Annotated in this window: 30 protein-coding genes; 18 read left to right on the plus strand and 12 right to left on the minus strand. The window is 58.8% G+C overall.

What is annotated here, in order from left to right; translation table 11 throughout:
* Nucleotides 1–21: 21 nt before the first annotated feature.
* Together H4I99_RS13505 and H4I99_RS13510 are read left to right on the plus strand one after the other, a co-directional pair.
* Nucleotides 22–1,257 (plus strand): hypothetical protein, encoded by a 1,236-nt coding sequence (locus H4I99_RS13505; RefSeq protein ID WP_163905288.1) that lies wholly within the window; start codon nucleotides 22–24, stop codon nucleotides 1,255–1,257.
* Nucleotides 1,250–1,807 carry a DUF4376 domain-containing protein gene (locus H4I99_RS13510; protein ID WP_163905289.1) on the plus strand — a complete coding sequence of 186 codons (558 nt, stop codon included), beginning with the start codon at nucleotides 1,250–1,252 and terminating at the stop codon, nucleotides 1,805–1,807. Before H4I99_RS13505 ends, H4I99_RS13510 begins: the two co-directional genes overlap by 8 nt.
* Here the strand turns inward: H4I99_RS13510 and H4I99_RS13515 are convergent.
* Nucleotides 1,791–2,891 carry an acyltransferase family protein gene (locus H4I99_RS13515; RefSeq protein WP_163905291.1) on the minus strand — a complete coding sequence of 367 codons (1,101 nt, stop codon included), beginning with the start codon at nucleotides 2,889–2,891 and terminating at the stop codon, nucleotides 1,791–1,793. The genes H4I99_RS13510 and H4I99_RS13515 overlap by 17 nt on opposite strands.
* Before the next feature lie 104 nt (nucleotides 2,892–2,995).
* On the opposite strand from H4I99_RS13515, the gene H4I99_RS13520 reads away from it, so the two are divergent.
* Genes H4I99_RS13520 through H4I99_RS13535 form a run of 4 tightly spaced genes read left to right on the plus strand, consistent with a single transcriptional unit; the run spans nucleotide 2,996 to nucleotide 5,460 of the window.
* A complete protein-coding gene (locus H4I99_RS13520; RefSeq protein WP_163905293.1) occupies nucleotides 2,996–3,697 on the plus strand; it encodes an NlpC/P60 family protein in 702 nt (233 codons plus the stop codon).
* Nucleotides 3,698–3,707: 10 nt separating this feature from the next.
* Nucleotides 3,708–3,908 (plus strand): Pam3-gp28 family putative phage holin, encoded by a 201-nt coding sequence (locus tag H4I99_RS13525; RefSeq protein WP_163905295.1) that lies wholly within the window; start codon nucleotides 3,708–3,710, stop codon nucleotides 3,906–3,908.
* Between the two features lie 29 nt (nucleotides 3,909–3,937).
* Nucleotides 3,938–4,231 carry a hypothetical protein gene (locus H4I99_RS13530; RefSeq protein WP_163905298.1) on the plus strand — a complete coding sequence of 98 codons (294 nt, stop codon included), beginning with the start codon at nucleotides 3,938–3,940 and terminating at the stop codon, nucleotides 4,229–4,231.
* 5 nt (nucleotides 4,232–4,236) lie between these two features.
* Nucleotides 4,237–5,460 carry an SGNH/GDSL hydrolase family protein gene (locus H4I99_RS13535; protein WP_163905299.1) on the plus strand — a complete coding sequence of 408 codons (1,224 nt, stop codon included), beginning with the start codon at nucleotides 4,237–4,239 and terminating at the stop codon, nucleotides 5,458–5,460.
* 428 nt (nucleotides 5,461–5,888) lie between these two features.
* On the opposite strand, the gene H4I99_RS13540 is transcribed toward H4I99_RS13535, so the two are convergent.
* Together H4I99_RS13540 and H4I99_RS13545 are read right to left on the minus strand one after the other, a co-directional pair.
* Nucleotides 5,889–6,353 (minus strand): hypothetical protein, encoded by a 465-nt coding sequence (locus H4I99_RS13540; protein WP_163905301.1) that lies wholly within the window; start codon nucleotides 6,351–6,353, stop codon nucleotides 5,889–5,891.
* A 45-nt stretch (nucleotides 6,354–6,398) separates the two neighbouring features.
* Nucleotides 6,399–6,587, minus strand: a complete 189-nt coding sequence (locus H4I99_RS13545; protein ID WP_163905303.1) for a hypothetical protein — start codon at nucleotides 6,585–6,587, stop codon at nucleotides 6,399–6,401.
* Nucleotides 6,588–6,719: 132 nt separating this feature from the next.
* On the opposite strand from H4I99_RS13545, the gene H4I99_RS13550 reads away from it, so the two are divergent.
* The 3 genes from H4I99_RS13550 to H4I99_RS13560 are packed head-to-tail and all read left to right on the plus strand — an operon-like array spanning nucleotide 6,720 to nucleotide 7,667.
* Complete coding sequence (locus tag H4I99_RS13550) at nucleotides 6,720–7,121, plus strand: secretion protein HylD (RefSeq protein ID WP_163905305.1); 402 nt, start codon at nucleotides 6,720–6,722, stop codon at nucleotides 7,119–7,121.
* 37 nt (nucleotides 7,122–7,158) lie between these two features.
* Complete coding sequence (locus H4I99_RS13555; protein WP_163905307.1) at nucleotides 7,159–7,320, plus strand: hypothetical protein; 162 nt, start codon at nucleotides 7,159–7,161, stop codon at nucleotides 7,318–7,320.
* Nucleotides 7,317–7,667: a DUF1515 family protein gene (locus H4I99_RS13560; RefSeq protein WP_163905309.1), complete on the plus strand. Its 351-nt coding sequence runs from the start codon at nucleotides 7,317–7,319 to the stop codon at nucleotides 7,665–7,667. The genes H4I99_RS13555 and H4I99_RS13560 overlap by 4 nt, the downstream gene beginning before the upstream one ends.
* Nucleotides 7,668–7,918: 251 nt before the next feature.
* Here the strand turns inward: H4I99_RS13560 and H4I99_RS13565 are convergent, their stop codons facing one another.
* On the minus strand, nucleotides 7,919–8,632 hold the full coding sequence (locus tag H4I99_RS13565; RefSeq protein ID WP_163905311.1) for an SOS response-associated peptidase: 714 nt from the start codon (nucleotides 8,630–8,632) through the stop codon (nucleotides 7,919–7,921).
* 321 nt (nucleotides 8,633–8,953) lie between these two features.
* Nucleotides 8,954–9,526, minus strand: a complete 573-nt coding sequence (locus H4I99_RS13570; protein WP_163905313.1) for a transglutaminase-like cysteine peptidase — start codon at nucleotides 9,524–9,526, stop codon at nucleotides 8,954–8,956.
* A 600-nt stretch (nucleotides 9,527–10,126) separates the two neighbouring features.
* Here H4I99_RS13570 and H4I99_RS13575 point away from each other — a divergent pair.
* Nucleotides 10,127–10,882, plus strand: coding sequence for a thermonuclease family protein (locus H4I99_RS13575; RefSeq protein ID WP_163905314.1), 756 nt, complete (start codon nucleotides 10,127–10,129; stop codon nucleotides 10,880–10,882).
* A 96-nt stretch (nucleotides 10,883–10,978) separates the two neighbouring features.
* Here H4I99_RS13575 and H4I99_RS13580 read toward each other — a convergent pair whose 3' ends face one another.
* From H4I99_RS13580 to H4I99_RS13595, 4 genes are all read right to left on the minus strand, one after another.
* Nucleotides 10,979–11,752 carry an amino acid ABC transporter ATP-binding protein gene (locus H4I99_RS13580; RefSeq protein WP_163905316.1) on the minus strand — a complete coding sequence of 258 codons (774 nt, stop codon included), beginning with the start codon at nucleotides 11,750–11,752 and terminating at the stop codon, nucleotides 10,979–10,981.
* A 17-nt stretch (nucleotides 11,753–11,769) separates the two neighbouring features.
* Entirely contained in the window at nucleotides 11,770–12,927 is a 1,158-nt protein-coding gene (locus H4I99_RS13585; protein ID WP_163905318.1) for an amino acid ABC transporter permease, read from the minus strand.
* Between the two features lies 1 nt (nucleotide 12,928).
* Nucleotides 12,929–14,122 (minus strand): amino acid ABC transporter permease, encoded by a 1,194-nt coding sequence (locus H4I99_RS13590; protein ID WP_163905320.1) that lies wholly within the window; start codon nucleotides 14,120–14,122, stop codon nucleotides 12,929–12,931.
* Nucleotides 14,123–14,219: 97 nt separating this feature from the next.
* A complete protein-coding gene (locus tag H4I99_RS13595) occupies nucleotides 14,220–15,248 on the minus strand; it encodes an amino acid ABC transporter substrate-binding protein (protein ID WP_163905321.1) in 1,029 nt (342 codons plus the stop codon).
* A 356-nt stretch (nucleotides 15,249–15,604) separates the two neighbouring features.
* Here H4I99_RS13595 and H4I99_RS13600 point away from each other — a divergent pair, with 356 nt between their 5' ends.
* A complete protein-coding gene (locus H4I99_RS13600; RefSeq protein ID WP_163905323.1) occupies nucleotides 15,605–16,795 on the plus strand; it encodes a cystathionine beta-lyase in 1,191 nt (396 codons plus the stop codon).
* A 2-nt stretch (nucleotides 16,796–16,797) separates the two neighbouring features.
* Here the strand turns inward: H4I99_RS13600 and H4I99_RS13605 are convergent, their stop codons facing one another.
* The gene (locus H4I99_RS13605; RefSeq protein WP_163905325.1) at nucleotides 16,798–17,964 is read right to left on the minus strand and encodes an FAD-dependent monooxygenase; all 1,167 of its coding nucleotides are present in this window, start codon (nucleotides 17,962–17,964) and stop codon (nucleotides 16,798–16,800) included.
* A 25-nt stretch (nucleotides 17,965–17,989) separates the two neighbouring features.
* Complete coding sequence (locus H4I99_RS13610) at nucleotides 17,990–18,235, minus strand: zinc-finger domain-containing protein (protein ID WP_112830162.1); 246 nt, start codon at nucleotides 18,233–18,235, stop codon at nucleotides 17,990–17,992.
* 168 nt (nucleotides 18,236–18,403) lie between these two features.
* Here H4I99_RS13610 and H4I99_RS13615 point away from each other — a divergent pair, with 168 nt between their 5' ends.
* Nucleotides 18,404–19,189 carry an alpha/beta fold hydrolase gene (locus H4I99_RS13615; protein WP_163905327.1) on the plus strand — a complete coding sequence of 262 codons (786 nt, stop codon included), beginning with the start codon at nucleotides 18,404–18,406 and terminating at the stop codon, nucleotides 19,187–19,189.
* Here the strand turns inward: H4I99_RS13615 and H4I99_RS13620 are convergent.
* Nucleotides 19,186–19,989 carry an enoyl-CoA hydratase-related protein gene (locus tag H4I99_RS13620; RefSeq protein WP_163905329.1) on the minus strand — a complete coding sequence of 268 codons (804 nt, stop codon included), beginning with the start codon at nucleotides 19,987–19,989 and terminating at the stop codon, nucleotides 19,186–19,188. The two genes, H4I99_RS13615 and H4I99_RS13620, sit on opposite strands and share 4 nt — an antisense overlap.
* Nucleotides 19,990–20,063: 74 nt before the next feature.
* Between H4I99_RS13620 and cysE the strand changes: the two genes are divergently transcribed.
* The 6 genes from cysE to H4I99_RS13650 all read left to right on the plus strand — a co-directional run bounded on the left by cysE (nucleotide 20,064) and on the right by H4I99_RS13650 (nucleotide 25,460).
* Nucleotides 20,064–20,888: a serine O-acetyltransferase gene (gene cysE / locus H4I99_RS13625; RefSeq protein ID WP_163905331.1), complete on the plus strand. Its 825-nt coding sequence runs from the start codon at nucleotides 20,064–20,066 to the stop codon at nucleotides 20,886–20,888.
* A 127-nt stretch (nucleotides 20,889–21,015) separates the two neighbouring features.
* Nucleotides 21,016–21,219, plus strand: coding sequence for a DUF3126 family protein (locus tag H4I99_RS13630; RefSeq protein WP_163905333.1), 204 nt, complete (start codon nucleotides 21,016–21,018; stop codon nucleotides 21,217–21,219).
* Between the two features lie 198 nt (nucleotides 21,220–21,417).
* Nucleotides 21,418–21,771 carry a phasin family protein gene (locus tag H4I99_RS13635; RefSeq protein ID WP_163905335.1) on the plus strand — a complete coding sequence of 118 codons (354 nt, stop codon included), beginning with the start codon at nucleotides 21,418–21,420 and terminating at the stop codon, nucleotides 21,769–21,771.
* Nucleotides 21,772–22,022: 251 nt separating this feature from the next.
* A complete protein-coding gene (clpS, locus tag H4I99_RS13640; protein ID WP_099057701.1) occupies nucleotides 22,023–22,373 on the plus strand; it encodes an ATP-dependent Clp protease adapter ClpS in 351 nt (116 codons plus the stop codon).
* Between the two features lie 9 nt (nucleotides 22,374–22,382).
* A complete protein-coding gene (gene clpA, locus H4I99_RS13645) occupies nucleotides 22,383–24,854 on the plus strand; it encodes an ATP-dependent Clp protease ATP-binding subunit ClpA (protein ID WP_163905337.1) in 2,472 nt (823 codons plus the stop codon).
* A gap of 180 nt (nucleotides 24,855–25,034) precedes the next feature.
* Entirely contained in the window at nucleotides 25,035–25,460 is a 426-nt protein-coding gene (locus H4I99_RS13650) for a nuclear transport factor 2 family protein (protein WP_206110875.1), read from the plus strand.
* Nucleotides 25,461–25,609: the final 149 nt, after the last annotated feature.

Raw genomic sequence — 25,609 nt, forward strand, 5'->3', positions numbered from 1 at the left:
ACACCAAAGCACGAGGCTATCATGAAGTATCAGGCACCATACGGGTCGTCGGACCCGGATGAGGAATATGTCGACCGCAACTCCTCAGCTGCGACCAGCGGCTCGAAACTCCCCGCTGGTTTCCCAAACTGGACGCAGAGGGAAATCGTCAACGTCATCAAGAAGGCGGGATTTACCCCTGACGATGTGCTGCAGCTTGCTGCGGCCATCCAGTCTGGCGGTCTCAACTACGGCGTCCTCGGCGGCACGGCCAATGCGTTGGCGGCGACGCTGCTATCGGCGCCTCCTGCGCTGGTTGACGGATTGACCGTGGTGTTGACGATCGGGGTCGCTAACACGGGGGCCGCGACACTGAATGTCAATGGTCTCGGAGCATTGCCGATCGTCAACCTCTTCGGCGCTCCGCTGGTCGGCGGCGAACTGGTCGGTCCCGTACGTTTTACGTATGGCGCAGCAAAATGGTGGGCGGCCGTAGTGCAGCCGAGCGTCTCTGCCGACCGGACATATTATGTCAATTCTAACACGGGTAGTGACAGCAACAGCGGCCTCACAAGCGGGACGGCCTTTGCGACTATTCAGAAGGCTGTCGACGTTGTCGCATCCATTAATTGGGCTGGTTACGCTGCAACGATTTCCGTGGCAAACGGTACATATGGTGCCGTTTCACTGAAGAACGTAGCTGGTGCGTCGTCAGTGACACTGACCGGAAACGTCGCGACACCCGCAAGCGTTGTAACCGGGGCGATTACGGCAAATGGCACCAGCGGATGGAAGGTCGAAGGTCTCAAACCGACAACAACCGTCGCCGCGGCTCATAATCTGCAAATAACCGGTGGCTCAGTTGTTGTTGGCACCATGGAATGGCCTGTCAACGACGGTGGAGGAACATCCAATGGTGGCGCTCACATGGCGGCTGGGGCCGGTGGGTCTATCCTCGTTACCGGAACACAACGGATCGCCGGCGGAGCAACGATCGCTCACATGTATGTCGCCGATGGTGGGGCTATTCGTTTCCTTCAGGGGGCGGTGCCTGCGCTGAACGTTCTTGCGACGGTTGGTTTTACGCAGTTCGTGAATGCGGTTTCCTTGGGCAATATTCATGTCACGTACGCCTCAATAACGGGTGCGGCGAACGTCAACACCGGCAAAAAATACAACGCCACGGCAAATGGCATTATTAATACCGATGGTGCTGGGGTGGGCTATTACCCCGGTCCGACAGCTGGAACGACAGCGACAGGAGGCCAATATGTTTGATCCAGCAAACTGGTACTGGATCCGGGAGGATGGGGCTCTCTACTCCTCCGCATCACGCGCGTTTGTCGCGGCCAACGATACGGATTATGTTCTATGGCTCCGTACCGGTGCGATGCCGACGCCCTATCCTCGCGATGCGTCCGGCGCCGAGAGCGAGGCTGAGCTGGCAGAGGTCCTTCGACCGTATGGGGTTTTTGTTCGCCTGGCTGACTATGCCGCAGCGAAACGCTATGCATTGGAAACGGGGGGATTTGTCTATGGTGGCAACCTCATCGCCACGGACCGCGACAGTCAGGCTGCGATCGGGAATGGCGCGCTTGCGGCCACTGTCATCGGCTCCGAATTCTCAACGGCCTGGAAATGCGCAGACGGATCGTTCCTATCGCTGGGGCAGGATGAAATGCTTGCGATGGCGACGGCAGTGATGAATTTCATCAGTTCGTGCTTCTCTGCCGAGGCGGTGATCGTCAGGGCAATTGAAGAAGGCAATATTGCAAACCAACAAGAGGTGGACGCTGCCGAATGGCCGTCTGCTAGGCAGGCGCAGTGACGGACTGACTAATTCCGGCGCGGACAGCGCGCTGGATGGGACGCTCGATATATATGGTGACAAGGGCGGCGGCCACGAAACTTGCGGTTATGCCTGCCATCAACACGATGGCGAGGGGCGCCCCTGCATCGTAAAGGGCATTCATCGCGAAATTCCCGACAGGTGCGTGCAGCAGATACAGAGCGTATGAGATGTTTCCGAGAAACATCAGCGGGGCCGGCACACTCTGAAAGCCGGCCTTCATTGCCGCGAAAAAAACGACAGGTGCAGCGACGTACGTCACGATCGGTTCGAAGGGACCGTCGCCGGTCAGGTATCCAGGTCTGGTCTGCTCGAAAACCGAGAACAGCATGGCAATGCTCGCGGTGGTAAATCCCACTAACCCGCCAAGCGATAGCGTCGATCGTTGATACAAGTACATTGCGCGACCGATGATGAAAAACGGCAGGTATCCAGTGAATGTTGCCTGGTCGGCAGCGTATTGGCTGAAGATTACCGGGGCCAAGATCATCGCCACGGATGCCAGCATCCCTATGGTTGCCAGCACCGGGCGGGGCCTGGCTACCATCATCCAGATGGCGAAGATGCCGTAGAATATGAACTCCACATAGAGAGACCAAACCGGTCCCAAAGCGGAGCGACGGTAATCGATGGCAAAGATATAGGTTAGCGCTGTTGCAATATAGTCGCCGGCCGACTGCGCCTTGTTTCCGTAGAACGGGGTGATGCCCAATGTTTCAGAGCACACCGCTATCAGCCAAGTGATGAATATAGTCAGGAACAGTGTGGGCAGGATGCGTACGGATCGACGAAGAATAAAGTCTATCCTGCTACCGGTCTGGCCGACGTGGCTGATAATAAACCCACTGATGATGAAAAACACCATCACTGCTAGATGAGCACCATCCCCCGTCAGTCGTAACGGTGTGCTGAACCACTCCCGAAAGGTCGAGAACACTGGCAGAATCGCCTTGTGGGTTCCCGCGTACCAAGCACCTCCGAGATGCGCCCATACAACCAACAGCGGTGCGACGCCACGCAGGATGTGGATGAACGGTATCAACGATTTGTTAGCTGCCTCCATGAGTGACCCATACCATCGGTCGTATTGCGCAGCAAGTACACTCCTTCAGCGTTAGGCCAGCGCCGAGCGCGTCTTTCTCGTTTTACAATCAAAAGGAAATCACCATGAAAACGACACTGGATATCCAGCGTCGTCTGGCGGAACTCGGCTATGATCCGGGTCCGGCAGACGGCATTCGCGGGCGGCAGACCATTGCCGCCGTCAAGAGATTTCAGTCGGCGAGCCATCTGACTGTCGATGGTATTGCCGGCCCGGCGACACTCAGGGCGCTGTTTGGCGGCGCGACTGTCTCTGCTTCCGAGAGCCCGGATGCCTGCCCGTGGCTTGAACAGGCCTTTCGCACGAAGGGGCTGCACGAGCGCCGCGACAATGCGGCGTTGCGCGAATTTCTGAAAAGCGACGGTGGCACGGTCGGCGATCCGGCGAAGGTTCCGTGGTGCGGCGATTTCGTGCAGACCTGCATTGCTCTCTCCATGCCGGAAGAGGTGCTGCCGAACAATCCCTATGCGGCGATTAACTGGCTGAAGTTCGGCCGTGAGTGCGCGCCGCAGCGCGGTGCCGTGCTGGTCTTCTGGCGCGGCTCGCCCGATGGCTGGCAGGGGCATGTGGGGTTCTACGTTTCCGAGGACGCGACCCACTACCACGTGATCGGCGGCAACCAGAGCGACAGCATTACCGTCAGCCGGATCGTCAAGAACCGGCTGCGCAAGGGGGGCAGCCGCTGGCCGCTGACAGCGCTCGCAGTCAATAGCGGAGCCGTGATTGCCGACGGTTCGACGCTTGTCGAAACGCGTAACGAAGCCTGATGAGGAAACAATGACCGTATGGATTCGCATCGCCCTCTACATGGTTGCGGGCTGGCTCTATGGCTCCGGCTATATCGGTGATGAGGTCAAGGCTTTGATCACCACAGACCCCGCCGTCGCGTCTTCGATCGAAGCAGGCATCTCGGCGCTGATCGCCTCGGTCCCTGTCGCCTGGTGGCAGTGGGCGCGCAAGACCGGCAAGCCGACCTGACATCACCCTCCCGTTGAAGGATTTTCATCATGACCGCAACGACCAAGGCCGTGCTTTGCGCGGCCGGGCAGTGGACTGCCGTCTCGACTGCCAAGGCAAAGGTGCTGGCTTCGCTTCGCAGCTCCGGCGCGATCTACCTCAAGACCGGCTCGGCGCTGCCGACTTTGGCGCCGACGACGGAGGATAATGCCAGCGCGGGTTTCGATTTCCTGACGATCACGGCCGACCGGCCGGCGTCGTTCACGTTCTCGGACACGACGACGAACGTCTACGCCTATCCCCGCGGCGACAGCGCCAAGACCATCGAGACCGTGACGGAGTAGGGCTCATGCCGGTGATTGCATTCGGCGGCCCGGGACCGGCGTTTGGCCTGGGACAGATCGCCCTTGGTCAGGGTGGTGGAGCGGCAGTGACGCCCGGCATCATCGCTGCCAACCGGACGCAGATCCCCACAGCCGGAGCAGCTCGGACCGCCCCCTATACCTCCCGGCGGGAGCACTATGCTCATCCATCCGGCGAGATTTCCAATCTGCGGCTGACATATCTCGGTTGGTACATGTCCGGCGCAGCCACCACGGCGAGCGCTGGATACACCTGCAAATCGTTTATTGAGTACCCTGCGGGAACATTTACTCCCGTGAATGCCGGCGCCGATGTCGTTGTCCCAGCCGGCGGGCAAATCGAGGTCACATGCGGCGTGAAGATCCCCGCAGGCGCGCGTTTCTGGGAGCGCACCGTGATCCTCACCACAGGGACTATCCCGGCGCTCGTCCTCCCGGCTGTCGCGAGTTCCCTCGGTGGAATCAGTGACGGATTTGCAGCGAGCGATCTCGGCAATAGCGGGTCCATGACCGGCTCCAATACCTCGCAGTATCACGGGGCGTCGGCTATCCACGCGGATATCGCTGCGGCCGGAGCGCGAGCCGCTGCGTTGTTGGGCGACAGTCTGGTCCATGGGCAAGGTGACACTACCGGGACTGGGGCGAAGGGCTCCAGTGGTTTCGTAGCACGATTGATAGATGCCGTGATGCCTAGCGTGAAAATAGCGTATCCGGGGCAGCGTGCGTCGCAGTTTGCAACGCTGATATCTGGAGCTGGTCCTGTTGCGACGTTCTTTAACAGCGTCAGGGTCACTGACTATGTGATCGAACATGGTGTCAACGACCTGATCCAGAGTTCAACGCAGGAAGCGCTGGACACTGCATATTCCTCCATCGTTGCGACGATCCTTTGGGTTAAACCGTCCGCTATCATCCACCAGACGACGCTTACACCCCGCACCAGTGAGGCCGTCGAGGGCACGGGCTGGATCAGCGCGGAGGCTCAGGTTGAAAAAACAGATGGCACGTGGTCGTTGCTCGATGTGGTAAATGCAGCCACCCGTGCTCGGCGTTCTGGCATCAATGGGCAAATCATCGATTTCGCCGACGCTGCCATGACCGCACGCGATAGCGGGATATGGGGAGGTCCGTATCCGGTCACAGGCGACGGCACGCATCCATATACTGCCAAGTGCGCGGCGATGGCAGCGGCGCTGACATTCAGCCCATAGTCACAACATCATCTGGTGTTCGCAGCTCAAACTGGAGGCGTCAGGAGCTGTTCCCCGCTGGCGGGCTGGAAACCCAGTATCCCGTCATGAGCCTGGTGTTTTTCTCGCCGCATGCGCAGCGCAGGCGGGCCTCTATATTCCGTACATTAGCCATATTCGCATAGGCATCGAGCAGTGCGCGATCCAGTTCGCGTTGACGCCCGCATGACCGGCACTCAGCCAGGAATATGACGTGCTGGGGAATGGTGTTGAGTGAGGCGGAGTATCCGCCGAGCGGTTGATGCTCCACGAATCTGCGGCTGTCGTTATCCATACGGTTTCGTCCTCGTTTCGAGGCCGGCCGCCACGGCCATGTTTTCCCCGTGTGCCGCATGGGGATTGAGCATAAATGCCCCTGCATTGGCTCCTCTGTCAATCGACCGGAGATTTCATTTGGCGTCTCTGCCGAGGTTATCCTGCTCGGGCCAATCATCCATATTAGTGATAGCCTGCCGCAATGTATCGACGGTCGCCGCCTTGCCGCTCATGGCATACATGGCATCTGACGCTACCGCGAGGATCGCAACCCATACCTCTGCCGGGTGCCAGCCCTGGCTATCAGCGGCGGCGGCGAGAGCCGTGAGGGGAGATTTCATAGCATCGTAACAGGCATCGTCCCGCTCCTCCTCGGACATGCTGGAGGCGGGCGGCTGGATCGACACGACACGCCGGTCCGTGAGAAACCGGCGCACGTTCTCGGCCGTCGCCGTTCTCTGTATGCCGTCGGCCGCCCATCGCTGGACAGTACGGACATTCACGTCCATCTCGCGGGATAGCGGCGATTGCCAGAACTGGCCGTAACATTGCGAGGCGAGGGCTGCGAGTTCCGCTGCCGTCATGGCGATTTCAGTCATGGCTAGCTCCTGAATGGAAAAGCCCCGCTGAAGCGGGGCCGGAACTCAGTTATTGGCATCGGTCCAGAAATCTTCGTTTTGCCAGATCCGGTCGAACTCAGCGGCGGTTTCCGCCCTGGCGGCGATGCGCTCAATCTCGGTATCGCTGATATCGTATCCGCAATGGGTCTGTACTGCCTTGATAAAGCCGTTAGAGCCACGGGAAAATTCTTCGTAGATGGTTTCGATAGTCATGGTCGGTCTCCTTACCGAGGACCCGGCCCAATGCCGTTGTCCATGAATAATAACTACGACATTTTGCCGTAAATGTAAACTGTGTTTGCTCATTAAAATTCACATATTCATGTGGTGACAGGAGATTTCGTAATGCTGTTTATCACTCGTCTGCGGGCGGCGCTGGCCGCCTGGGATGTCATCCTGCTTGCCATCGCCCTTACGGTCGCGGGGTTCCACGTCTGGCCGGGCTGGCTGCGGCAGGCGCGGGAGGCCGGCGCGCTCGGAGAACGCCTCGTCTGGCAGGAGAGGCAGCGCCGGGCGGATCTCGACCGCGAGGCGGAGCGCGTGGCGGCGCAGACCAAAGTCGATGCTGCCGAACGGCTGCTGCTCGATACGCAGGCCGCCGGCGCCATCCGTATCAACGAACTTGAAACAGCCATTGCCGAGGAAAGGAAATCCGATGCGGCGTCATCTGGTGGGGCTGCTGGCGGCAGCTCCTGCACTGCTATTCCTGAGCGGGTGCGGAACGCTCTCAACAGCATCGGCCGTTGATACGCGGCCGCGGCTCGCTCATGTGCCGGAGAGCGTGATGCGCGACTGCGATCCGGCGACTTACATTCCTGCCGGCGCGGATCAGGACGTCCGATACCGGTTGTGGGGGCAGGATCGACAGGCGCTGGCGGACTGCCGGGCGCTGAATGCGGCAAAAGGCGCGGTCATTCGTGCATATCAGGGACAGGAGACGAAATGAGTTCTGAGGCACTGCTGGCGGAAATGAGCGTGGAACTCAGGCACCTGCGCGAGGATATCGCTGAGATGAAGCGGGAAAACAAGGAGCGGCAGGACAAGGCAGACGAGAGCCGTGCCAGACTGCATCAACGGGTCGACGCCATGGCCGACCGCGTGGGCGCGATCGAGGGCAGCCACCGAACAATGACGGGCACGGTCGCTGACATGAAGCAAGTGACGGATGAGGTGCGGCGCTGGAAAATCATGGGGATGACATCGCTCTCCATCGCCGGCATCGGCGCGGCGGCATTCGGGGCGACGTTTTCGGATACGATCCGATGGGCGGTGAAAGCGCTGCTGGGGCGGTAGCCTGCCGTTAGCTCATCGCGTTGATCACTGAAAGCGCTAGACCTGCCAATGTCAGCGTCATCAGCGTGATTATGAGGGCTATAGTGGCCCACTTCATTTGCGATGATGCGGGTAGTGTTCTCGGCACCACCAGCGGGACGGAGCCGCAACATTCCTGGCGTAGCCCCACGCTCCCCAGCGCTTGCAGCCATCGTGCTCGCAGTAATGATCCTCGTGGATGTTGTCCGGTTTCGACGTCTCGTCGCTCATATTCACCTCGGCAGCAAAATCAGTCGGTCCTCGGGGAGGGGGCGCTGCAACTCTCTGGCCGATTCCCACGGTTCTGTCAGCCATTGTTCGACCTCGTCCGACTCGGTGAGGAGAACGGGCATCGCCTTTTGATGGATCGCCGCCACGACGTTATTCGGCTCGCAGGTGAGGAATGCGAAGAGGTCGGTGGTTATCGGCCCTTCCTTGACCTTTCTGACGCTTGTCCACTGCGGCACCCAGATCCCGGCGAAAAACATCAGTGGTTGTTCCGGGCTGCGGGCAAACCATGCGTTGGGCGTTCGGCCGCCCTCCGGTTTGTTGGCAGGGTCTGGCTCGGCAAAGCGAGTGACCGGTACGACGCAGCGGTGCTCGACGCCGAGCCAGCGGGTCCAGTGTCGGCTTTTGGTGTTGCGGACATTTGTCGTTCCGCCGTCCGGCTCCATTTTCAGCAGTTCGTCAAAGTCGACGTCCTTCCCCTTGGCTCGCAACTTGTCGGCCCGTTTTGTCGCCGCCTCATAGAGGGCTTGCGATGACGACGGCAGTCCCCAGCGGACGCGTGCAAGTTCCCGTCCTGCCGGCGTGTTGCGCACGATAGGTGCGAGCTGATCCGGATAGACGTCAAACGACGGCTCGAGGTTGCCGACATTCCCGACCATCGCGCGGGTGATCGCGATGATGGCCTCCTGATTCGTGGTGGCGTTGTAGAGATTGCACATGCCGAGCCTCCAGCTTCGGGAAGAAGTTTAGGGCGAGTGTGGCGGCAGGCAAGGGATGGAGATGTCCTTTTGTGTTGGGATCAAAAGGACAAAACGGTTTACAAAAATTTCGAATTCTGCAGCAGAAAACGGGCGGTTGCCTGTAAACGGATTGTGCAAAAAGTCATAAAACTCAGCGTTTCGCTGTAGGCCTTCTAAGCAGGTTGTCGCAGGTTCGATTCCTGCAGGGGTCGCCATCATTCAGACAGTTTGCCGAATCTTAACCTGATCTTCGCACTGCGGACCCTAGCGCTTTTCAGGGTCTGAACAGCAAAATTTTCTTCAAAGCGCGTACCACCATTTCGGATTATCTGCAGACTCCATCTTGATCCAGACGAGGTCGACCTCGTTGACCCGCTTGATTGCGTCGCTGCGGTTGTCCAGAACGAGGTCTGCAGTCCTTGTTCTGACCACGACGACAGCATGACCCTGGCCATTCGGGGTGCGTCCGATGGCGAGCCGGACAGAGCGGGCAGGCAGGCCCGCCTCTATCAATTTTCTTCTCTTGGTAACAGCGTAGTCGTCACAGTCGCCGTAACGTGGGGACAGCGTCCATACATCCAGCCCGTTTCTGTCGTTTCGTGGCGCAATCCTGTGGTTTACGCTTCGGTTGATCGAGGCGATGTCGACGGCAACGCTGGCGCTTAGGCCCACTTCCTTAGCGCCCTGTTTCGGGGCGCATTCTTTGGGCATCTGGATGCAGAAGCGCACGAAGGCATAGGGCGCGAGAGTGGCCGCTTTTTCCTCCAGGAATGAGGCGGCTGACAAGGCCGAGCGCTCGGCCGCCCATACTGGCAAGTTGTGGGCGGATGTCAGGATGAGGGCGGCAGTAACGCAAATACATACGGCACGCATCGCATGCCTCCGACTGTGAGCGAATCATCGGCACACGATCAGGCTCCGTGGAACGGTGCAGTCCGCGGCAGAATCATCTCTATGGAAACGGCGAGAAAGATAGTGAGCGCCCGTTCCGGGCTTACGCCCGGTCGATGAAGGCTCTATTCTTTTTCTGTTTTGTGCGAGGCCTTAAGGCTTCGAGTTTCGGCGGTCGCTATCCCATGAGAGGGGTGCATATTCCCGGCGAAAGTTTCACGAGGCATGTCCTCAAACAGCGCCCTCTGTTCGAGCAGAGGTTTGTATTTGTTGTCATATTATTGTTCCTCCCCACCGTTCAGGTGATCGGGAAATCTGCGCATTTCCAGCTGGCTTTGTGAAGCCGCCTGATAGGGCTAACGATGGATATAATCCTTTCTATGTATTGGCCGGGGAAGACTTGAATTCAACACCCTCAACGGGTTAGGCGCACTTTGACTATCAGTGAACGCCCTTGGCGCTCGCGGAATGGTCGCGTTTGAAACCGGTGTAAGACGGATTTGATATCGGGGCGCTTTAGCAAGTATTTACCAATCTTGAGCAAACCCTTGGAGTGTGAAACCTCGCAGAAGAGAGGCTCCCATGGCAGGCAATACCCAGACGAAACGCACGCCGCGTAAACGCAAGAAAACTGCAAGCCGACATAGCGCGGGCAGTATCTGGCCATGGCTGGGGGCGCTGCTTGTTGTGGCGGGCGGAATCGCGGCTTATGACAACCGTGGTAAGCTGCCTGCGCCAGTCGTGGCATACCTTTCCGGAAAGGAGAGGTCGCAGCTGAGCCCCTCCAGGACTGAGGTTTCCGGCAAGCCGGAACTTAAGGAACGACAGGCCTCGCCAAATGCCGTCGCATCCGCTGAAAAGCCGAAACAGGAAGCGAAGCGCCCCAAAGGTCCCATTCCGCCTGAACCGGTCGGTGGCGCAGCGATCAATCAGGTTGCAGCCAAACCGGCGGCAAAGGATGAGCGCAAGGCGGATACAGTCCTGCTCGGCAAGGGGTTTTCCGGCAAGTTTTATTTCTGCGGAACATCGGGATTGGATAACTGCGTCTCGAGCGGCGACACCTTCTGGTATCACAAGACCCGCATCGCGCTTGCCGATGTCATTGCGCCCGGGACCGAGGAGGCCCGTTGCCAGCAGGAGCGAGAGAAAGGCTTTGCCGCCAAGGTACGCTTGCGCGAGCTCCTGAATGGCGGCGACTTCGAGTTTTCCTCGCTCAGGGGACAGGACGCCGGGGGAATACGAGTCGTGGCGCGCGACGGTCGTTCGCTGGGATCCATCCTTGTGTCGGAGGGGCTGGCAAAGCCCCGCATGGGCAAGCAGGATTCCTGGTGTCCCTGAAGCCTGTGTTGCCACTGATGGATGACAGGTGGAAATGCAAAAAAGCCCGCCGGTATCAATCCACCGGCGGGCTTTTTCGGAAAGTCAGTTTTCGGATCAGTGCAGGATCTGGCTGAGGAACAGTCGGGTGCGCTCGTGTTGCGGATTGTCGAAGAATTCGGCCGGAGAATTCTGTTCGACGATCTGGCCCTGGTCCATGAAGATCACGCGGTTGGCGACCTGGCGGGCGAAGCCCATTTCGTGGGTCACGCAGAGCATCGTCATGCCTTCTTCGGCAAGTCCGACCATAGTGTCGAGCACTTCCTTCACCATCTCCGGATCGAGCGCTGAGGTCGGCTCGTCGAACAACATGATCTTCGGCTTCATGCAAAGTGCTCGAGCGATCGCCACACGTTGCTGCTGGCCGCCGGAAAGCTGGCCGGGATATTTGTTAGCCTGTTCCGGGATCTTCACCCGCTTGAGAAAGTGCATCGCGACTTCCTCGGCTTCCTTCTTGGGCATCTTGCGAACCCAGATAGGGGCGAGCGTGCAGTTCTCTAGGATGGTCAGGTGCGGGAAAAGGTTGAAGTGCTGAAACACCATGCCGACTTCACGCCGCACTTCATCGATCTTCTTCAGGTCGTTGGTAAGTTCGGTTCCATCGACGATGATGTTGCCACTCTGATGCTCTTCGAGACGATTGATGCAGCGGATCATCGTCGATTTGCCCGAGCCCGAAGGGCCGGCGATGACGATACGTTCGCCCTTCATCACCTTGAGGTTGATGTCGCGCAGCACGTGGAAATCACCGTACCACTTGTTCATGTTGATGATTTCGACCATCACGTCGGTGTCGGAGACGGTCATCTTGGCAGGTTGTGTGTTAGCCATAGCGGTGTTTCCCTGAATTATCGTTTGTGGCCTGTGTCGAGATGCCGCTCCATGAAGGCGGAGTATCGCGACATGCCGAAGCAGAATAGCCAGAAGATGAAACCGGCAAAGATCAGGCCTGTGAGCGGCGTTACGGGGGTCAGCCAGTTGGCGTCGCCGAAGCTCGCCTTCACGATCCCCAGCAGGTCGTACATGTTGATGATCGAAACCAGCGAGGTGTCCTTGAACATGCCGATGAAGGTATTGACGATGCCCGGAATGACAAGCTTCATCGCCTGAGGCATGATGATGAAAGTCATTTTCTGCCCGTAGCTGAGACCGAGGGAATCGGCACCTTCGTACTGACCCTTCGGGATCGCCTGGAGCCCCCCACGGATGACCTCTGCCATATATGCTGAGGCGAAGATGGATACGCCGATCAGCGCGCGGAGGAACTTGTCGATGTTGTTGCCGGGCGTCAGGAACAGCGGCAGAAGCACGCTGGCCATGAACAGCACGGTGATGAGCGGAACACCACGCACCAGTTCGATGAAGCCGACGGATGCCGCCTTCACGATCGGCATTTTTGACCGACGCCCGAGAGCAAGCAGAATCCCCACCGGCAACGACACGACGATGCCGACGAAGGAGAGGATCAGCGTGACCATCAGCCCGCCCCATTGGGTCGTCTCGACGTGGCTGAGGCCGAGGTAGCCGCCAAGCAGAAGGACATAGGCCAGGATCGGCAGAGCGACCAGTAGCAGGATTGCGTTCAGTCCCTTGCGAGGGAAGGACGGGATTAGCATCGTGGTCAGCAGACCGACGAACAGCATGGCGATCAGGATCGGGCGCCAGAGCTGATCGCGGGGATAGGACCCCACCATGAACTGGGTGAACCAGTCGCCGACATACGCCCAGCAGGCACCGCTCCACCCGTCGGGTTGCGTGCCGCCTTGGGCGATCGTGGCGCAGGCCGCGCGTCCGTCGCCTTTCCATACCGCCGAAAGGAAGAGCCAGTCGATGCTTGATACGATGAACCAGATGATCACGATGCCGAACAAAACGGACATCAAGCTGTCGAGCGGTGTTGCGAAGAGGTTCTTTCGTAGCCAACCACCGGCAGAGCTGTCGCTCGACGGAGCGGGCAGGGCAGGAAGGAAATCGTGTCTTACGTAGGAAACGGTGTCATTGCTCATCTCAGCGCTCCACCAGGGCCATCTTGGCATTGAACCAGTTCATGAACAGCGATGTCGCGAGACTGATCGAAACGTAGATCGCCATCCAGATCGCGATGATCTCGATCGAGTGACCGGACTGGTTGAGGATCGTTCCGCCAACGGCCACGAGATCGGCATAGCCGATTGCCACCGCCAGAGACGAGTTCTTGGTCAGGTTGAGATATTGCGAGGTGAGCGGCGGAATGATGATCCGCAGCGCCTGCGGCAGTACGACCAGACGGGTCGTGAGGCCTGAGCGGATACCGAGCGCGGAGGCCGCTTCGCTCTGCCCCTTCGACACCCCCTTGATCCCCGCCCGCACGATTTCAGCAATGAAGGCTGCGGTGTAGAAGGAGAGCGCCAGATACAGCGACAGGAATTCCGGGCCTATGACGGTCCCGCCCCGCATGTTGAACTTGCCGAGTTCAGGAATGTCGAAGGTTACGGGGAAGCCGAGTGCGGCGAACACTACTAACGGCAGTCCGATGATCAGCACGATGTTGACCAGCAGAACCGGCGGGCGACGACCGGTCTGCAATTGCCGCGTGTTCGCCCATTTCGTGTAAACGATGGCGACGACGATCCCGATAATAAACGCGGCGAGTACGGCCCAATCGCCTTCGCCGAATACCGGTGCAGGCATGTAGATGCCGCGGTTGCTGATGAAGATGGAGAGCGGCAACTCAAGAGAGGCTCGCACATCCGGAAGCAGCGACAATACGCCCTTGTACCAGAAGAAAATGACCAGAAGTGGCGGAATGTTGCGAAAGACTTCCACATAAACGGTCGTCAGGCGCGCTATGAGCCAGTTGTTGGACAGTCGGCCGATGCCGACCAGAAGGCCGATGATGGTCGCGGTGACGATGCCGCAGGCTGCAACGATCAGCGTGTTGATGAAGCCGACAAGCAGTGCTCTGGCATAGGATTCGTCGCTCGAGTAGCTGATTGGCGTCTGGGCGATGTCGAAGCCTGCGCGACCGTTGAGAAAGCCGAAACCGGCTGTCATGTTCGCTTTCTGCAGATTTGCGACCACATTGGACCCTGCAAACCAGAAAAGCCAAACTATAGCTATGACCGTCAGCGCTTGATAGACAAACTGTCGGACAGCTGGATTGTAAATAAATGATTGTATCGGGCGGCCAGCGCCGTCTCCGTTGGTGGCGACCACTGCCATGCGTTATCCCCTGTTCGCAGCCGTTTTTGGCTGTCTTCTTCATTTATTGTCAGTGGGAAGGCGCCGAGGCGCGCCTTCCCACGAATGCCAGTCGCTATTAGCGGATCGGCGGAGCGTACTGCAGACCGCCCTTGGTCCACAGGGCGTTCAGGCCGCGCTGGATCTTCAGGTTGGAGCCTTCACCGACGTTGCGTTCGAAGCTCTCGCCGTAGTTGCCGACCTGTTTGACGATGTTGTAGGCCCACTTCTCGTCAACGCCGAGATCCTTGCCGATCGTCTGGTCCTTTTCCTCGCCGAGGAAGCGTTTGATGTCTGGGTTGGCCGACTTGGTCATCTCATCGATATTGGCCGAAGTAATGCCGAATTCTTCAGCCGCAACCATGGCGTAGTGCGCCCAGGTCACGATGTCGAACCACTTTGAATCGTTCTGGCGAACGGCCGGACCAAGAGGCTCCTTCGAGATGATTTCCGGAAGGATCACGTGATCGGCTGGGTTTGAAAGCGAGAGGCGGATCGAATACAGGCCCGACTGGTCGGTCGTGTAGACGTCGCAACGGCCGGACTGATAGGCGGCGTCGACTTCTTCCTGCTTTTCGAAAACAACCGGCTTGTATTCAAGGTTGTTCGCCTTGAAGTAGTCGGCAAGGTTGAGTTCTGTCGTGGTGCCGGACTGTACGCAGACCGCAGCACCCGAAAGTTCGAGCGCGGACTTCACGTTCAGGCTCTTCGGAACCATGAAGCCCTGGCCGTCATAATAGTTCACTGCGCGGAAATCGAAGCCAAGCTGTGAATCGCGGCTGATGGTCCAGGTAGTGTTGCGGGCGAGCATATCGACTTCGCCGGACTGCAGCGCCGGAAACCGGTCCTTTGCCGAAAGGGGCGTGTACTTGACCTTGGTCGCATCGCCGAAAACTGCTGCAGCGACGGCCCGGCACAGATCGACGTCGAGGCCAGTCCAGTTGCCGGAGGAGTCCTGCGCGCCGAAACCGGCGAGATTCGAGCCGTTCACGCCGCACTGAACGAAGCCCTTCGCCTTCACGTCATCAAGCACTCCGGCATTGGCAGCCGCTGCGCCGAAACCGAGAACTGCGGCGCCGAGCGCGGCGGACAGAATCTTCTTGTTCATCTTCCCAACCCTTATCTTGTTGTCTTTTGCCTCACAGCGAGTTGCGTAATTGTCTACGCTCGTCCTCGCCGGTCCGCTGGCCTCCCGGAGCGGACGACCTATCACAGTCGTAAATGAATGTGGGGTCAAGTGTTGATGGTTCGTTTCGGACAGAAAAGCGGCAATTTGCTAAAACCGCTTGAAAATTGAGCGTTTTTCGCCTCGTTAAGGCAGGTGGTGAACAAAAAAACGCCGCCCCAAGCGCTTTGAGAAGGCTCTTAAGATGTCGCTTCTCCGGATATCTTCCCCCTTGACCGCCTGGATGTGGGCCGTCACAAATGACGGTCGAAAGCCCCTCAGCAAAGGTAAAATCACCAATGAAAAACCGAGAAGAGACGCTGGCTAATGCCGGTACGGACACGAAGCTTTGCCATATCGGCAACGATCCGTCGGATTTCTTCGGTTTCGTCAATCCGCCGGTTGTCCGCGCGTCGACCGTGTTGTTTCCCGACACAAGGACGATGGAAACGAGAGCGCAGAAATATACCTATGGCACCCGCGGCACACCGACCACTGACGCGCTCTGCAATGCGATTGATGAACTGGAAGGCTCAGCCGGTACCATTCTCGTTCCCTCGGGCCTGGCTGCGATCACCGTTCCTTTTCTGGCATTCTTGTCTGCAGGCGATCATGCCCTGATCGTCGATTCCGTTTATTCGCCGTGCCGTCATTTCTGCGACACGATGCTGACCCGTCTGGGTGTGAGCGTTGAATATTACGACCCGACTATCGGAGCTGGAATCGAGGCGCTGATCAAGCCGAACACCAAGCTGGTGCATACCGAGGCACCGGGTTCCAATACGTTCGAAATGCAGGATATCCGCGTCATCGCAGATGTTGCCCACCGGCACGGTTGCGTGGTCACCATGGACAACACCTGGGCAACGCCGCTCTATTTCCGTCCGCTGGATTTCGGCGTCGATATTTCGATCCATGCCGCAACCAAATATCCGTCCGGCCACTCGGATGTGCTTTTCGGCACCGTCTCGGCCAACAAGACCTACTGGCGCGCGCTGGATGAGGCGAGGATCACGCTGGGTATCTGCGTCTCCCCGGATGATTCCTATCAGATCCTGCGAGGTCTCAGGACGATGGGGCTACGCCTCGAAGCCCACCAGAAGTCTGCCCTCGCGGTGGCCCGGTGGCTGGAAGGCAGGGCGGAAGTCGCCACCGTGCTGCATCCCGCCTTGCCGAGCTTCCCCGGTCACGAAATCTGGAAGCGCGACTTCAAGGGTGCTAGCGGCATCTTCTCATTCGTACTGGCCGTCGATGATCCTGCCGAGTTCAAGCCGAAGGCGCGCGCTTTTCTTGATAGCCTCGAAATCTTCGGTCTCGGTTATTCATGGGGCGGTTACGAGAGCCTGGCCGTGATGGTCAATCTCGACGATCGAAAGATCTGCAAGGCGCCGAAGGAAGGTCCGGTCATCCGCCTTCAGATCGGTCTGGAGAATGTCGAGGACATTATTGCAGATCTCGAAAAGGGCTTCGACGCCGCGGCGGCGATCTGATCTCAGCCCTTTGCGCGATAGCCGTAGAGCCAGTCGAAATCAGCGGCGAGGCTCTGCGGCTGACGCAGCGACAAAACGATGTCGCGCGCGACGCGGACCGGTCCGCGCGCATGATAGGCGAATTTGTTGAAGGCGCCACGCGCCTTCACGCGCCCTGCGCGCGCCTTGCGGTGGATTTCAAAGGCCGCAAGCGACTGCGCCAGCGGAAGGGAGCCGCAGACGTAACCGGCAAGCTCGAACCCGTCCTCGATGGCCATGACCGCGCCCTGCGCCGAAAATGGCATCATTGCGTGGGCCGCGTCCCCGATCAGCACCGTGTCGCGACCGTTCTGCCAGTGTCCGGGCGAAGCTTCGTAAAGCGGCCAGAATGTTGCCTGTTTCACACCCGCGAGAAGCGCCAGAATGAAGGGGTTCCAGCCGGAAAACTGCGCCAGCAGCATGCCGTGCTGGATATCGCTTCCCTGTGACGCCCAGGTTTCGCCGGGGTTCATGCCGGCGGCGATGGCGACAAGGTTGAAGCCGTCGATCTCGTTCAGCGGATAACAGACCAGATGCGTCTTGGGGCCGAGAAAGGCGGTAACGCAGCGATTGCTCAGGAAAGCGGGAGCGCCGGCGGCGGGAACGGTAAAGCGCCACGCGATATTGCCGGAAAAGGCGATCTTTGGACTGCCCTCGATCAGTTTTCGTGTCGGCGACCATGCGCCATCTGCGCCCACGACCAGCTCGGGTTTGGTCCCGGTCATTGCCTCGATCGCCGATGCGGTGGCGTTTTCGATCCGCTGTCCGAGATGAAGCTTGCAGTGGGAATTACGAATGACCGCAGTCAACAGAGCCTGCTGCAGCGTCGAACGATGGAGAACGCCATAGGGCGCTCCCCAGCGCTCAAGGGCGAATCGACCGGCGGGAACGGTGGCAAGGGGCTTGAGCGAGGTGCCCGAGGCGAGCCGGATTTCGTCCGGCTCCAACCAGTGCTGTTTAATCTCCGGCAACACGCCAAGGTCGGCGAGAATGCGGGTGGCGTTTGGAGAGAGCTGGAGACCGGCTCCCACCTCACCGAGTTGCGGTGCCTGCTCCAGGATATCGACATGGATGCCATGCCGTGCGAGCGAAAGCGCAGCAGTCAAGCCCGCCACGCCTGCTCCGATGATGGCGGCGGTCTTGATGGTCATGGAACTGGCCGATCAGGAGCGCCGCTCAGGCCGCCTTTACATGGTAGACGCAACCCGGCGGGTTGGTCTGCTCCGCCTTGAGGGACGGGTTGTACTTGTAGAGCGTCGAGCAATAGGAGCAGACCTTCTCGTCGTCATGTCCCATGTCGATGAAGATATGCGGATGGTCGAAGGGAGCCGATGCGCCCGTGCACATGAATTCCTTCACGCCGATCTCGATCACCGCGTGACCGCCGTCGTTCTGGAAATGGGGAATGCTGTGCCCGGCCATGTTTTTCTCCGCTATGCCATTCGAAAGTGCCCGGACATTATCTTCCTTCCTTCGAAAAGGGTAGAGCCAAACACGATAGGGAGTCACAGAAAAACACATCGAGAGGGGTTTGAGGCCGACGCCGCTTTCAATATTGTTGCACCACAATGCTGCCGACAGGAATGACCGATGAATCTCGATGCGCCTCCTTTCTCTTCCTTCATGCATGATGGCTTCCAGCTGGCCTATTTCGACGAGGGGGATCCCGCGGGTGAGCCGGTATTGCTGATTCACGGATTCGCCTCGACGGCGAACGTCAACTGGGTCTATCCGGGATGGCTCAGAACCCTTGGGGAGGCTGGCTACCGTGTCATCGCTCTCGACAATCGTGGTCATGGTGCGAGCGATCGGCCGCATGAGCAGGAGGCCTATTATCCTTCCCTGATGGCAGGAGATGCCGCGGCACTGCTGACACATCTCGGCATCGAGCAGGCCCATGTCATGGGCTATTCCATGGGTGCGCGCATCTCCGCCTTTCTGGCAATGGAGCATGCCGACCGCGTTCGGTCCCTTGTCTTCGGGGGATTGGGAATCGGTCTGTGCGACGGTGTCGGCGATTGGGACCCTATTGCCGAAGCGCTTCTGGCTCCTTCGCTCGACGATGTGACTCATGCGCGCGGCCGGATGTTCCGGCAGTTTGCCGAACAGACCCATTCTGATCGTTTCGCGCTCGCCGCCTGCATCAGCACATCGAGGGAGCTGGTAAGCCGGACGGATATCGCAAGGGTCGATGCGCCGACCCTGATTGCCGTCGGAACCAAGGACGACATTGCAGGGTCGCCGCACGAACTGGCCGCCCTGATGCCCCATGCGCAGGCCATCGATATCCCGAACCGCGACCATATGCTGGCTGTCGGTGACCGTGTGTTCAAGAAAGCCGTTCTGGACTTCTACCGCAGTATTGACGGCGTTTAACGTCCGTTGAAAACCGGCCGTCGCTTTTCCGCGAACGCCGCGCGTCCCTCGGCATAATCTGCGCTGTCAAAGGTTGTCGCACCGATGATTTCCGCCTCACGCAGGAGGTCGTCGTCGTTGGTTGCGACGGCTCGAAGGGCGAGTTTGGAAGCCTGCACCGAGAGGGGTGCATTGGCCGCGATGGTTTCGGCAAGTGACAGCGCGGCCGCGTCGAGGGCGGCGGAGGCAGTGACCTCGATCAGGAAGCCTGCGGTGGAGAGTTCTGTTGCCCCGAGCGCCAGGCCGGTGAACAGCATCTTGCGCGAAATCTGTGGACCGAGTCCGTGGAAAAAATCCTGCACGGCATCCGCCGGGTAGGCGAGGCCGAGACGCGCTGCGGGCACTGCAAACGCGGCGTCTTCAGCCGCGATGCGCAGGTCCGCCGCTGCCGCCAGCCCGAAGCCACCGCCGTAGCAGATGCCTCGTATGGCGGCGATCACCGGAACGCGAGAGTTTCTAATTGCCGCGAAGGCTGCGCTGTTTTCGCTTTCATAAACCTTCGCCGTTGCCGTGTCCTTGCGTACTGTCGGAAATTCGGAGATATCCGCCCCGGCGCTGAAATCACGCCTACCGCCGCCGGTGAGTACGATTACGCGCGCCTCTCCCCAGGTGGCGAGCCAGTGCATCGCTTCGGGTATGGCGCGCCACATGGCGGCATTGATTGCGTTTTTGCGCTCCGGATTGTCGATCGTCAGGATGCCAACGCCGTTCTGGCTTGAGGCGAGGATCTTGCCGGCGGCGAATTCACTGGTGTGTTTCATTTCTCGGAGCCCATTTATGTTGAATCGAGGATGGACTATATAATGCCGTCTGGAATGAAACGAGGAGACCGGCGATGGCCGCAAAGAACGAATTCCTCAAGAGAGAGCATGTGATGTCGATGGACCCGATCTGGGATAGCCTCAAGGGCGAGGCTCGGTCGGCTGCCGAGCACGATCCGTTGCTTGCAACCTTTCTCTATTCGACGATTATCAATCATCGTTCGCTTGAGGACTGCGTCATATACCGGATCTGTGAACGCCTCGATCACCCGGACATGCAGGCGATCCTGCTGCGTCAGGCTTTCGAGGAAATGCTGAACGACTGGCCGGAATGGGGGCAGATCGTGCGCGTCGATATCCAGGCTGTTTACGATCGTGACCCGGCTTGCACCCGTTTCATGGAGCCGGTGCTTTATTTCAAGGGTTTCCATGCCATCCAGACCCATCGACTGGCCCACTGGCTATGGAACCGCGGCCGGCGCGACTTCTCTCTTTATCTGCAGAGCCGCTCCTCCAGCGTCTTCCAGACGGACATCAATCCGGCTGCTCGGATCGGCAAGGGCATATTTCTCGATCACGCGACCGGTCTCGTGGTCGGTGAGACGGCGCGTATCGGCGACAACGTCTCGATCCTGCATGGCGTGACCCTCGGCGGCACCGGCAAGGAAGGCGCCGATCGTCACCCGAAGATCGGTGATGGCGTCATGATCGGCGCAGGAGCCAAGGTGCTCGGCAATATAGAGGTTGGTTGCTGCTCGCGCATCGCGGCGGGTTCTGTGGTGCTCAAGCCAGTGCCGAAAGGCTCGACCGTTGCCGGTGTTCCGGCACGGGTCGTTGGCGAGGCGGGCTGCGCTGAGCCCGCACGTTCGATGGACCAGATGATCACCGCCGACGACTGATATGGTAACGTGATCATGCGGCTCGACGGAGTGTGCTGTCCGGGTGGTTCAGCGCTGTTTGCGTCTTTACATCTACGGACGGCACATGCGACAAGCGGGCCGAATTGAATCGAGACGGAGAATTCAAGTGAAGCCCGAAGAAATCAAGAAACTCGACGCCTATTTCAAGCGGATGTTCGGCCAGAACATTTCCGTGAAGGCGCGTCCTCGCAAGAATGACTCTGCCGAAGTCTATGCGGGCGAAGAGTTCCTGGGTGTCGTGTTCAAGGATGAGGAAGACGGCGATCTTTCCTACAATTTTTCGATGGCCATTCTCGACGTCGATCTCTAATCCGAGAGTTGCATAGATACTGATATATGTTTTCCTTTTCAGGGAATGAGAGGTCGACCATGCTGCGGTCGGCCTTTTTGTTTTGGTATCGACTGCAACCACAGGAGGATATTGCGACGCACAAGACTACTTGACCGAATTTGTGCATCTGCTATCGTTCGCTGCATTGAAAAAGGGCACGAGCAGGAGGAATTGCGCATGTTCAACTTCGATGAGGCCAATAAGAAGGGCAAGGAAGCTATGGATGCCATGCTGAAAAATTATGCAGAGATCAGCAAGGGCTTTCAGGCGATCGCAACAGAAGCTTCCGAGTTTTCCAAGAAGTCCTTTCAGGACGCAACGACCTTCATGGAATCGCTCGCCGGCGTGAAGAGCGTCGAGAACGCGTTCGAGTTGCAGTCTAATTTTATGAAGTCGTCATACGAGTCTCTCGTGACGGAGGCGACGAAGATGGGCGAAATGTATGCCGATCTCGCCAAGACGGTCTACAAGCCTTATGAGGCGACCATCGCCAAGGCAACGTCTTCCACGCCGTACTCCACCGCGGCCTGACTGCTGCCGGACATTTCAACTCAGGTTTTTTCGGGACCGACCGCACCATAGTGCGGCCGGTCTTGCGCTTTTAGGGCGCTGATATACGCTTTGCCTCTTTTCACGCTTTTCGGTGCGTTGCGGCGATTCTGTTTGCAGTGTGCACTGGGGGGCTTAAAATCAGCGGAATATGAACTACCTTACTGTCCTGAGTGTTCGTCCGTCGCATTGCGTCTTTGGCAAATCGGTCGGACAATGGAGAATGAACTGAAATGATCGCCAAGCCGGTCTTCATGCAGAGCAATGGACGCGAAGGGGACAATGCCAATCGCGGCACGTCTGTCATTACGCGCACCAAGCCCAAGACGAAGAAACCGAACCTGTATCGCGTCCTGTTGCTGAACGATGACTACACCCCGATGGAGTTCGTGATCCACATCCTGGAGCGCTTCTTCCAGAAGGACAGGGAAGCCGCCACCCGCATCATGTTGCATGTGCACAATCATGGTGTGGGAGAATGTGGTGTCTTCACGTACGAAGTCGCTGAAACGAAGGTAAGTCAGGTGATGGACTTCGCAAGGCAACATGAACATCCGCTGCAATGCGTCATGGAAAAGAAGTGAGGATCTGACGTGCCAACATTTTCTCCCAGCCTCGAAAAGGCGCTGCATCAGGCACTGACCTACGCCAATGAGCGGCACCATGAATATGCAACGCTCGAGCACCTGTTGCTTGCGCTGATCGACGACGCTGATGCGGCGGCAGTGATGGGCGCCTGCAATGTCAATCTCGATGCCCTGCGCAAGACAGTGATCGACTACGTCGATAATGAACTCGCCAACCTCGTCACCGGCTACGACGAGGACTCCAAGCCGACCTCCGGTTTCCAGAGGGTCATCCAGCGCGCCGTGATCCACGTACAGTCGTCGGGCCGCGAGGAAGTGACCGGCGCCAACGTCCTCGTTGCGATCTTCGCCGAGCGGGAAAGCCATGCGGCCTTCTTCCTGCAGGAGCAGGAGATGACCCGCTACGATGCCGTCAACTATATTTCCCACGGGATCGGCAAGCGGCCGGGTGCAGCTCAGGTTCGTCCGCCGCGTGGTGCTGAAGAGGGCGATGGCGAAGCCAAGCAGGCCCGCGAGCAGGAAGAGGGGTCCGCCAAGACCAAGCAGGAGGCGCTGAAGGCGTACTGCGTCAATCTGAACGAGAAGGCCAAGAATGGCCGCATCGATCCGCTGATCGGCCGTAACGAAGAAGTAAACCGTACCATTCAGGTGCTTTGCCGCCGCTCGAAGAACAATCCGCTCTATGTAGGTGATCCCGGCGTCGGCAAGACTGCGATTGCCGAGGGGCTTGCCAAGCGCATTGTCGAGGGCAAGGTTCCGGAAGCGCTCGCGAATGCGACCATCTTCTCGCTCGACATGGGTACGCTGCTTGCGGGCACGCGTTACCGTGGCGATTTCGAGGAGCGCCTGAAGCAGGTCGTGAAGGAGCTCGAGGATTACCCCGGTGCGGTACTCTTTATTGACGAGATCCATACCGTGATTGGAGCGGGCGCCACATCGGGCGGCGCAATGGATGCGTCCAATCTTCTGAAGCCGGCGCTGTCCTCCGGTGCGATCCGTTGCATCGGTTCGACCACCTACAAGGAATACCGCCAGTTCTTCGAGAAGGACCGTGCGCTCGTTCGTCGCTTCCAGAAGATCGACGTCAATGAGCCGTCGGTCGACGATGCGATCGAGATCATGAAGGGCCTCAAGCCCTATTTCGAGGACTATCACAAGCTTCGCTACACCAACGAGGCGATCAAGTCGGCCGTCGAGCTTTCGGCGCGCTACATCTCGGACCGCAAGCTGCCGGACAAGGCGATCGACGTGATCGACGAGACGGGCGCGGCCCAGATGCTCTTGCCTGCTTCGAAGCGGCGCAAGCTGATCACCGAGAAGGAGATCGAGGCAACGATCGCCACCATGGCCCGTATTCCCCCGAAGACGGTGTCCAAGGACGACGAGATGGTGCTGGCCAATCTCGAAAAGGAACTGCGTTCGGTCGTTTACGGCCAGGATAAGGCCATCGAAGCACTTTCGACCTCGATCAAGCTTGCCCGTGCGGGTCTGCGGGAGCCGAACAAGCCGATTGGCTGCTACGTCTTCTCCGGTCCGACCGGCGTCGGCAAGACGGAGGTTGCCAAGCAGCTTGCTGCTTCGCTCGGTGTGGAACTGCTGCGCTTCGACATGTCGGAATACATGGAGCGGCACACGGTTTCGCGTCTGCTCGGTGCACCTCCCGGCTATGTCGGCTTCGACCAGGGCGGTCTGCTGACCGACGGTGTCGATCAGCATCCGCATTCGGTCGTGCTGCTCGACGAAATCGAGAAGGCGCATCCGGACATCTACAACATCCTGTTGCAGGTGATGGATCACGGCTCGCTGACTGACCATAACGGGAAGAAGATCGACTTCCGCAACGTCATCCTGATCATGACGACCAATGCGGGCGCTTCGGAAATGGCGAAGTCCGCCATCGGCTTCGGTTCGTCCAAACGGACCGGTGAGGATGAAGAGGCGTTGAACCGCCTGTTCACGCCTGAGTTCCGCAACCGTCTGGATGCGACCATCCCGTTCGCCCCGCTGCCGACGGAAGTCATCCATCAGGTCGTGCAGAAGTTCGTCATGCAGCTCGAAGCTCAGCTCTCCGAGCGGAATGTCACCTTCGACCTTTCGCCGGAGGCCATCGCATGGCTGGCCACGCGCGGCTACGACGAAAAGATGGGTGCCCGGCCGCTGTCGCGGATCATCCAGGAGCACATCAAGAAGCCGCTCGCCAACGAGATCCTGTTCGGCAAGCTGCGGAAGGGTGGAGTGGTCAAGGTCGGCGTCAAGAAGGACGAAGAAGGCGCCGAGGTTCTCGATCTCGAATGCGTTTCCGATGCCGCTCCGGTAAAGCCGAAGCCTGAGGCAGAACTTGTCGAGGTCGCCGCCGAGGTGGTGGAAGCCAAGAAGAAGCCGCGCAAGACAAAGGCCAAGGCCGAGGCGGCGGAAGCCGTCGTCGAGGCTCCGCCGAAGCGCCGCGGTTCGGTGCCGAAAGTGCCCAAGAAAGGCTGATCGTCAGGCATTGATTTGCCGAAGCACCGCTGAAATGTTCGAAACCCCGGTTCGCAGGAAGAGCCGGGGTTTTGTTTTTCGGGTGATGACGATCCCGTGATCGAAAATGGCTAACCCTAGGTTCAGGTTGCGGCGGGTTGTCTTCGAGCGTAGCCTTTAGATGTAGCTTGATGCGGGCGGATGAGCGTGATGGAAGCGGACGGGCACGAGTACATCAGGTTCACGGATGAACAGCGCGAACTCTGGAATCACGTTACTGTTATGTGGGAAGTTGCCCGCCGCCGCGAAGTGGAGCCTGTCCGCAAACTTTTACATCGCGATTATTCCGGCTGGGTCACAGGCACGGATGCGCCGCACGATTATGAAGCGGCGATCGCTTCTGTCGGACCCTATTCGCCACGCGTTCTGCGATATCGGTTGAAACCCCTCAAGGTCACCGTCGTGGACAATGAGGTGGGGGTGGTCCATTACAGCTATCAGGCCGAGGTCGAAACGCCGGACGCGGGCGGCAAGTCCGTCGCGGGACGCTGGACCGAAGTCTATAAGAAGGACGGGGACCGTTGGCTGATGATATCGGTCAGCGGCGGCCCCGACGGAATGCGCTGAGGCCTGTCTACCTTGCCTTCGGTGAGGTGGACATCGGTTCCCATTTTTTCCTACGAAATGCGCCCGCTGTCCGCTTGCAAACTCTGGTACGCGAGACCGGGATGGTAGCCTTGCGATCCGGCGTTCTAACAGTGTAGGTCTGTGGGCAT

The organism is Paenirhizobium daejeonense (assembly GCF_014280875.1).
GTDB lineage: Bacteria > Pseudomonadota > Alphaproteobacteria > Rhizobiales > Rhizobiaceae > Allorhizobium > Allorhizobium daejeonense.

What these genes read in the sequence shown, in the direction of transcription:
- H4I99_RS13615 (WP_163905327.1), top strand. Translation starts at nt 18,404, where the DNA reads ATGAATCTCGATGCGCCTCCTTTCTCTTCCTTCATGCATGATGGCTTC.
- H4I99_RS13560 (WP_163905309.1), top strand. Translation starts at nt 7,317, where the DNA reads ATGAGTTCTGAGGCACTGCTGGCGGAAATGAGCGTGGAACTCAGGCAC.
- H4I99_RS13595 (WP_163905321.1), bottom strand. Translation starts at nt 15,248, where the DNA reads ATGAACAAGAAGATTCTGTCCGCCGCGCTCGGCGCCGCAGTTCTCGGT.
- H4I99_RS13575 (WP_163905314.1), top strand. Translation starts at nt 10,127, where the DNA reads ATGGCAGGCAATACCCAGACGAAACGCACGCCGCGTAAACGCAAGAAA.
- H4I99_RS13540 (WP_163905301.1), bottom strand. Translation starts at nt 6,353, where the DNA reads ATGACTGAAATCGCCATGACGGCAGCGGAACTCGCAGCCCTCGCCTCG.
- cysE (WP_163905331.1), top strand. Translation starts at nt 20,064, where the DNA reads ATGGCCGCAAAGAACGAATTCCTCAAGAGAGAGCATGTGATGTCGATG.
- H4I99_RS13610 (WP_112830162.1), bottom strand. Translation starts at nt 18,235, where the DNA reads ATGGCCGGGCACAGCATTCCCCATTTCCAGAACGACGGCGGTCACGCG.
- H4I99_RS13600 (WP_163905323.1), top strand. Translation starts at nt 15,605, where the DNA reads ATGAAAAACCGAGAAGAGACGCTGGCTAATGCCGGTACGGACACGAAG.
- H4I99_RS13520 (WP_163905293.1), top strand. Translation starts at nt 2,996, where the DNA reads ATGAAAACGACACTGGATATCCAGCGTCGTCTGGCGGAACTCGGCTAT.
- H4I99_RS13545 (WP_163905303.1), bottom strand. Translation starts at nt 6,587, where the DNA reads ATGACTATCGAAACCATCTACGAAGAATTTTCCCGTGGCTCTAACGGC.
- H4I99_RS13585 (WP_163905318.1), bottom strand. Translation starts at nt 12,927, where the DNA reads ATGAGCAATGACACCGTTTCCTACGTAAGACACGATTTCCTTCCTGCC.
- H4I99_RS13515 (WP_163905291.1), bottom strand. Translation starts at nt 2,891, where the DNA reads ATGGAGGCAGCTAACAAATCGTTGATACCGTTCATCCACATCCTGCGT.
- H4I99_RS13555 (WP_163905307.1), top strand. Translation starts at nt 7,159, where the DNA reads ATGCGCGACTGCGATCCGGCGACTTACATTCCTGCCGGCGCGGATCAG.
- H4I99_RS13565 (WP_163905311.1), bottom strand. Translation starts at nt 8,632, where the DNA reads ATGTGCAATCTCTACAACGCCACCACGAATCAGGAGGCCATCATCGCG.
- H4I99_RS13530 (WP_163905298.1), top strand. Translation starts at nt 3,938, where the DNA reads ATGACCGCAACGACCAAGGCCGTGCTTTGCGCGGCCGGGCAGTGGACT.
- H4I99_RS13580 (WP_163905316.1), bottom strand. Translation starts at nt 11,752, where the DNA reads ATGGCTAACACACAACCTGCCAAGATGACCGTCTCCGACACCGACGTG.
- H4I99_RS13535 (WP_163905299.1), top strand. Translation starts at nt 4,237, where the DNA reads ATGCCGGTGATTGCATTCGGCGGCCCGGGACCGGCGTTTGGCCTGGGA.
- clpS (WP_099057701.1), top strand. Translation starts at nt 22,023, where the DNA reads ATGATCGCCAAGCCGGTCTTCATGCAGAGCAATGGACGCGAAGGGGAC.
- H4I99_RS13505 (WP_163905288.1), top strand. Translation starts at nt 22, where the DNA reads ATGAAGTATCAGGCACCATACGGGTCGTCGGACCCGGATGAGGAATAT.
- H4I99_RS13620 (WP_163905329.1), bottom strand. Translation starts at nt 19,989, where the DNA reads ATGAAACACACCAGTGAATTCGCCGCCGGCAAGATCCTCGCCTCAAGC.
- H4I99_RS13570 (WP_163905313.1), bottom strand. Translation starts at nt 9,526, where the DNA reads ATGCGTGCCGTATGTATTTGCGTTACTGCCGCCCTCATCCTGACATCC.
- H4I99_RS13510 (WP_163905289.1), top strand. Translation starts at nt 1,250, where the DNA reads ATGTTTGATCCAGCAAACTGGTACTGGATCCGGGAGGATGGGGCTCTC.
- H4I99_RS13590 (WP_163905320.1), bottom strand. Translation starts at nt 14,122, where the DNA reads ATGGCAGTGGTCGCCACCAACGGAGACGGCGCTGGCCGCCCGATACAA.
- H4I99_RS13525 (WP_163905295.1), top strand. Translation starts at nt 3,708, where the DNA reads ATGACCGTATGGATTCGCATCGCCCTCTACATGGTTGCGGGCTGGCTC.
- H4I99_RS13635 (WP_163905335.1), top strand. Translation starts at nt 21,418, where the DNA reads ATGTTCAACTTCGATGAGGCCAATAAGAAGGGCAAGGAAGCTATGGAT.
- H4I99_RS13650 (WP_206110875.1), top strand. Translation starts at nt 25,035, where the DNA reads ATGAGCGTGATGGAAGCGGACGGGCACGAGTACATCAGGTTCACGGAT.
- H4I99_RS13550 (WP_163905305.1), top strand. Translation starts at nt 6,720, where the DNA reads ATGCTGTTTATCACTCGTCTGCGGGCGGCGCTGGCCGCCTGGGATGTC.
- H4I99_RS13605 (WP_163905325.1), bottom strand. Translation starts at nt 17,964, where the DNA reads ATGACCATCAAGACCGCCGCCATCATCGGAGCAGGCGTGGCGGGCTTG.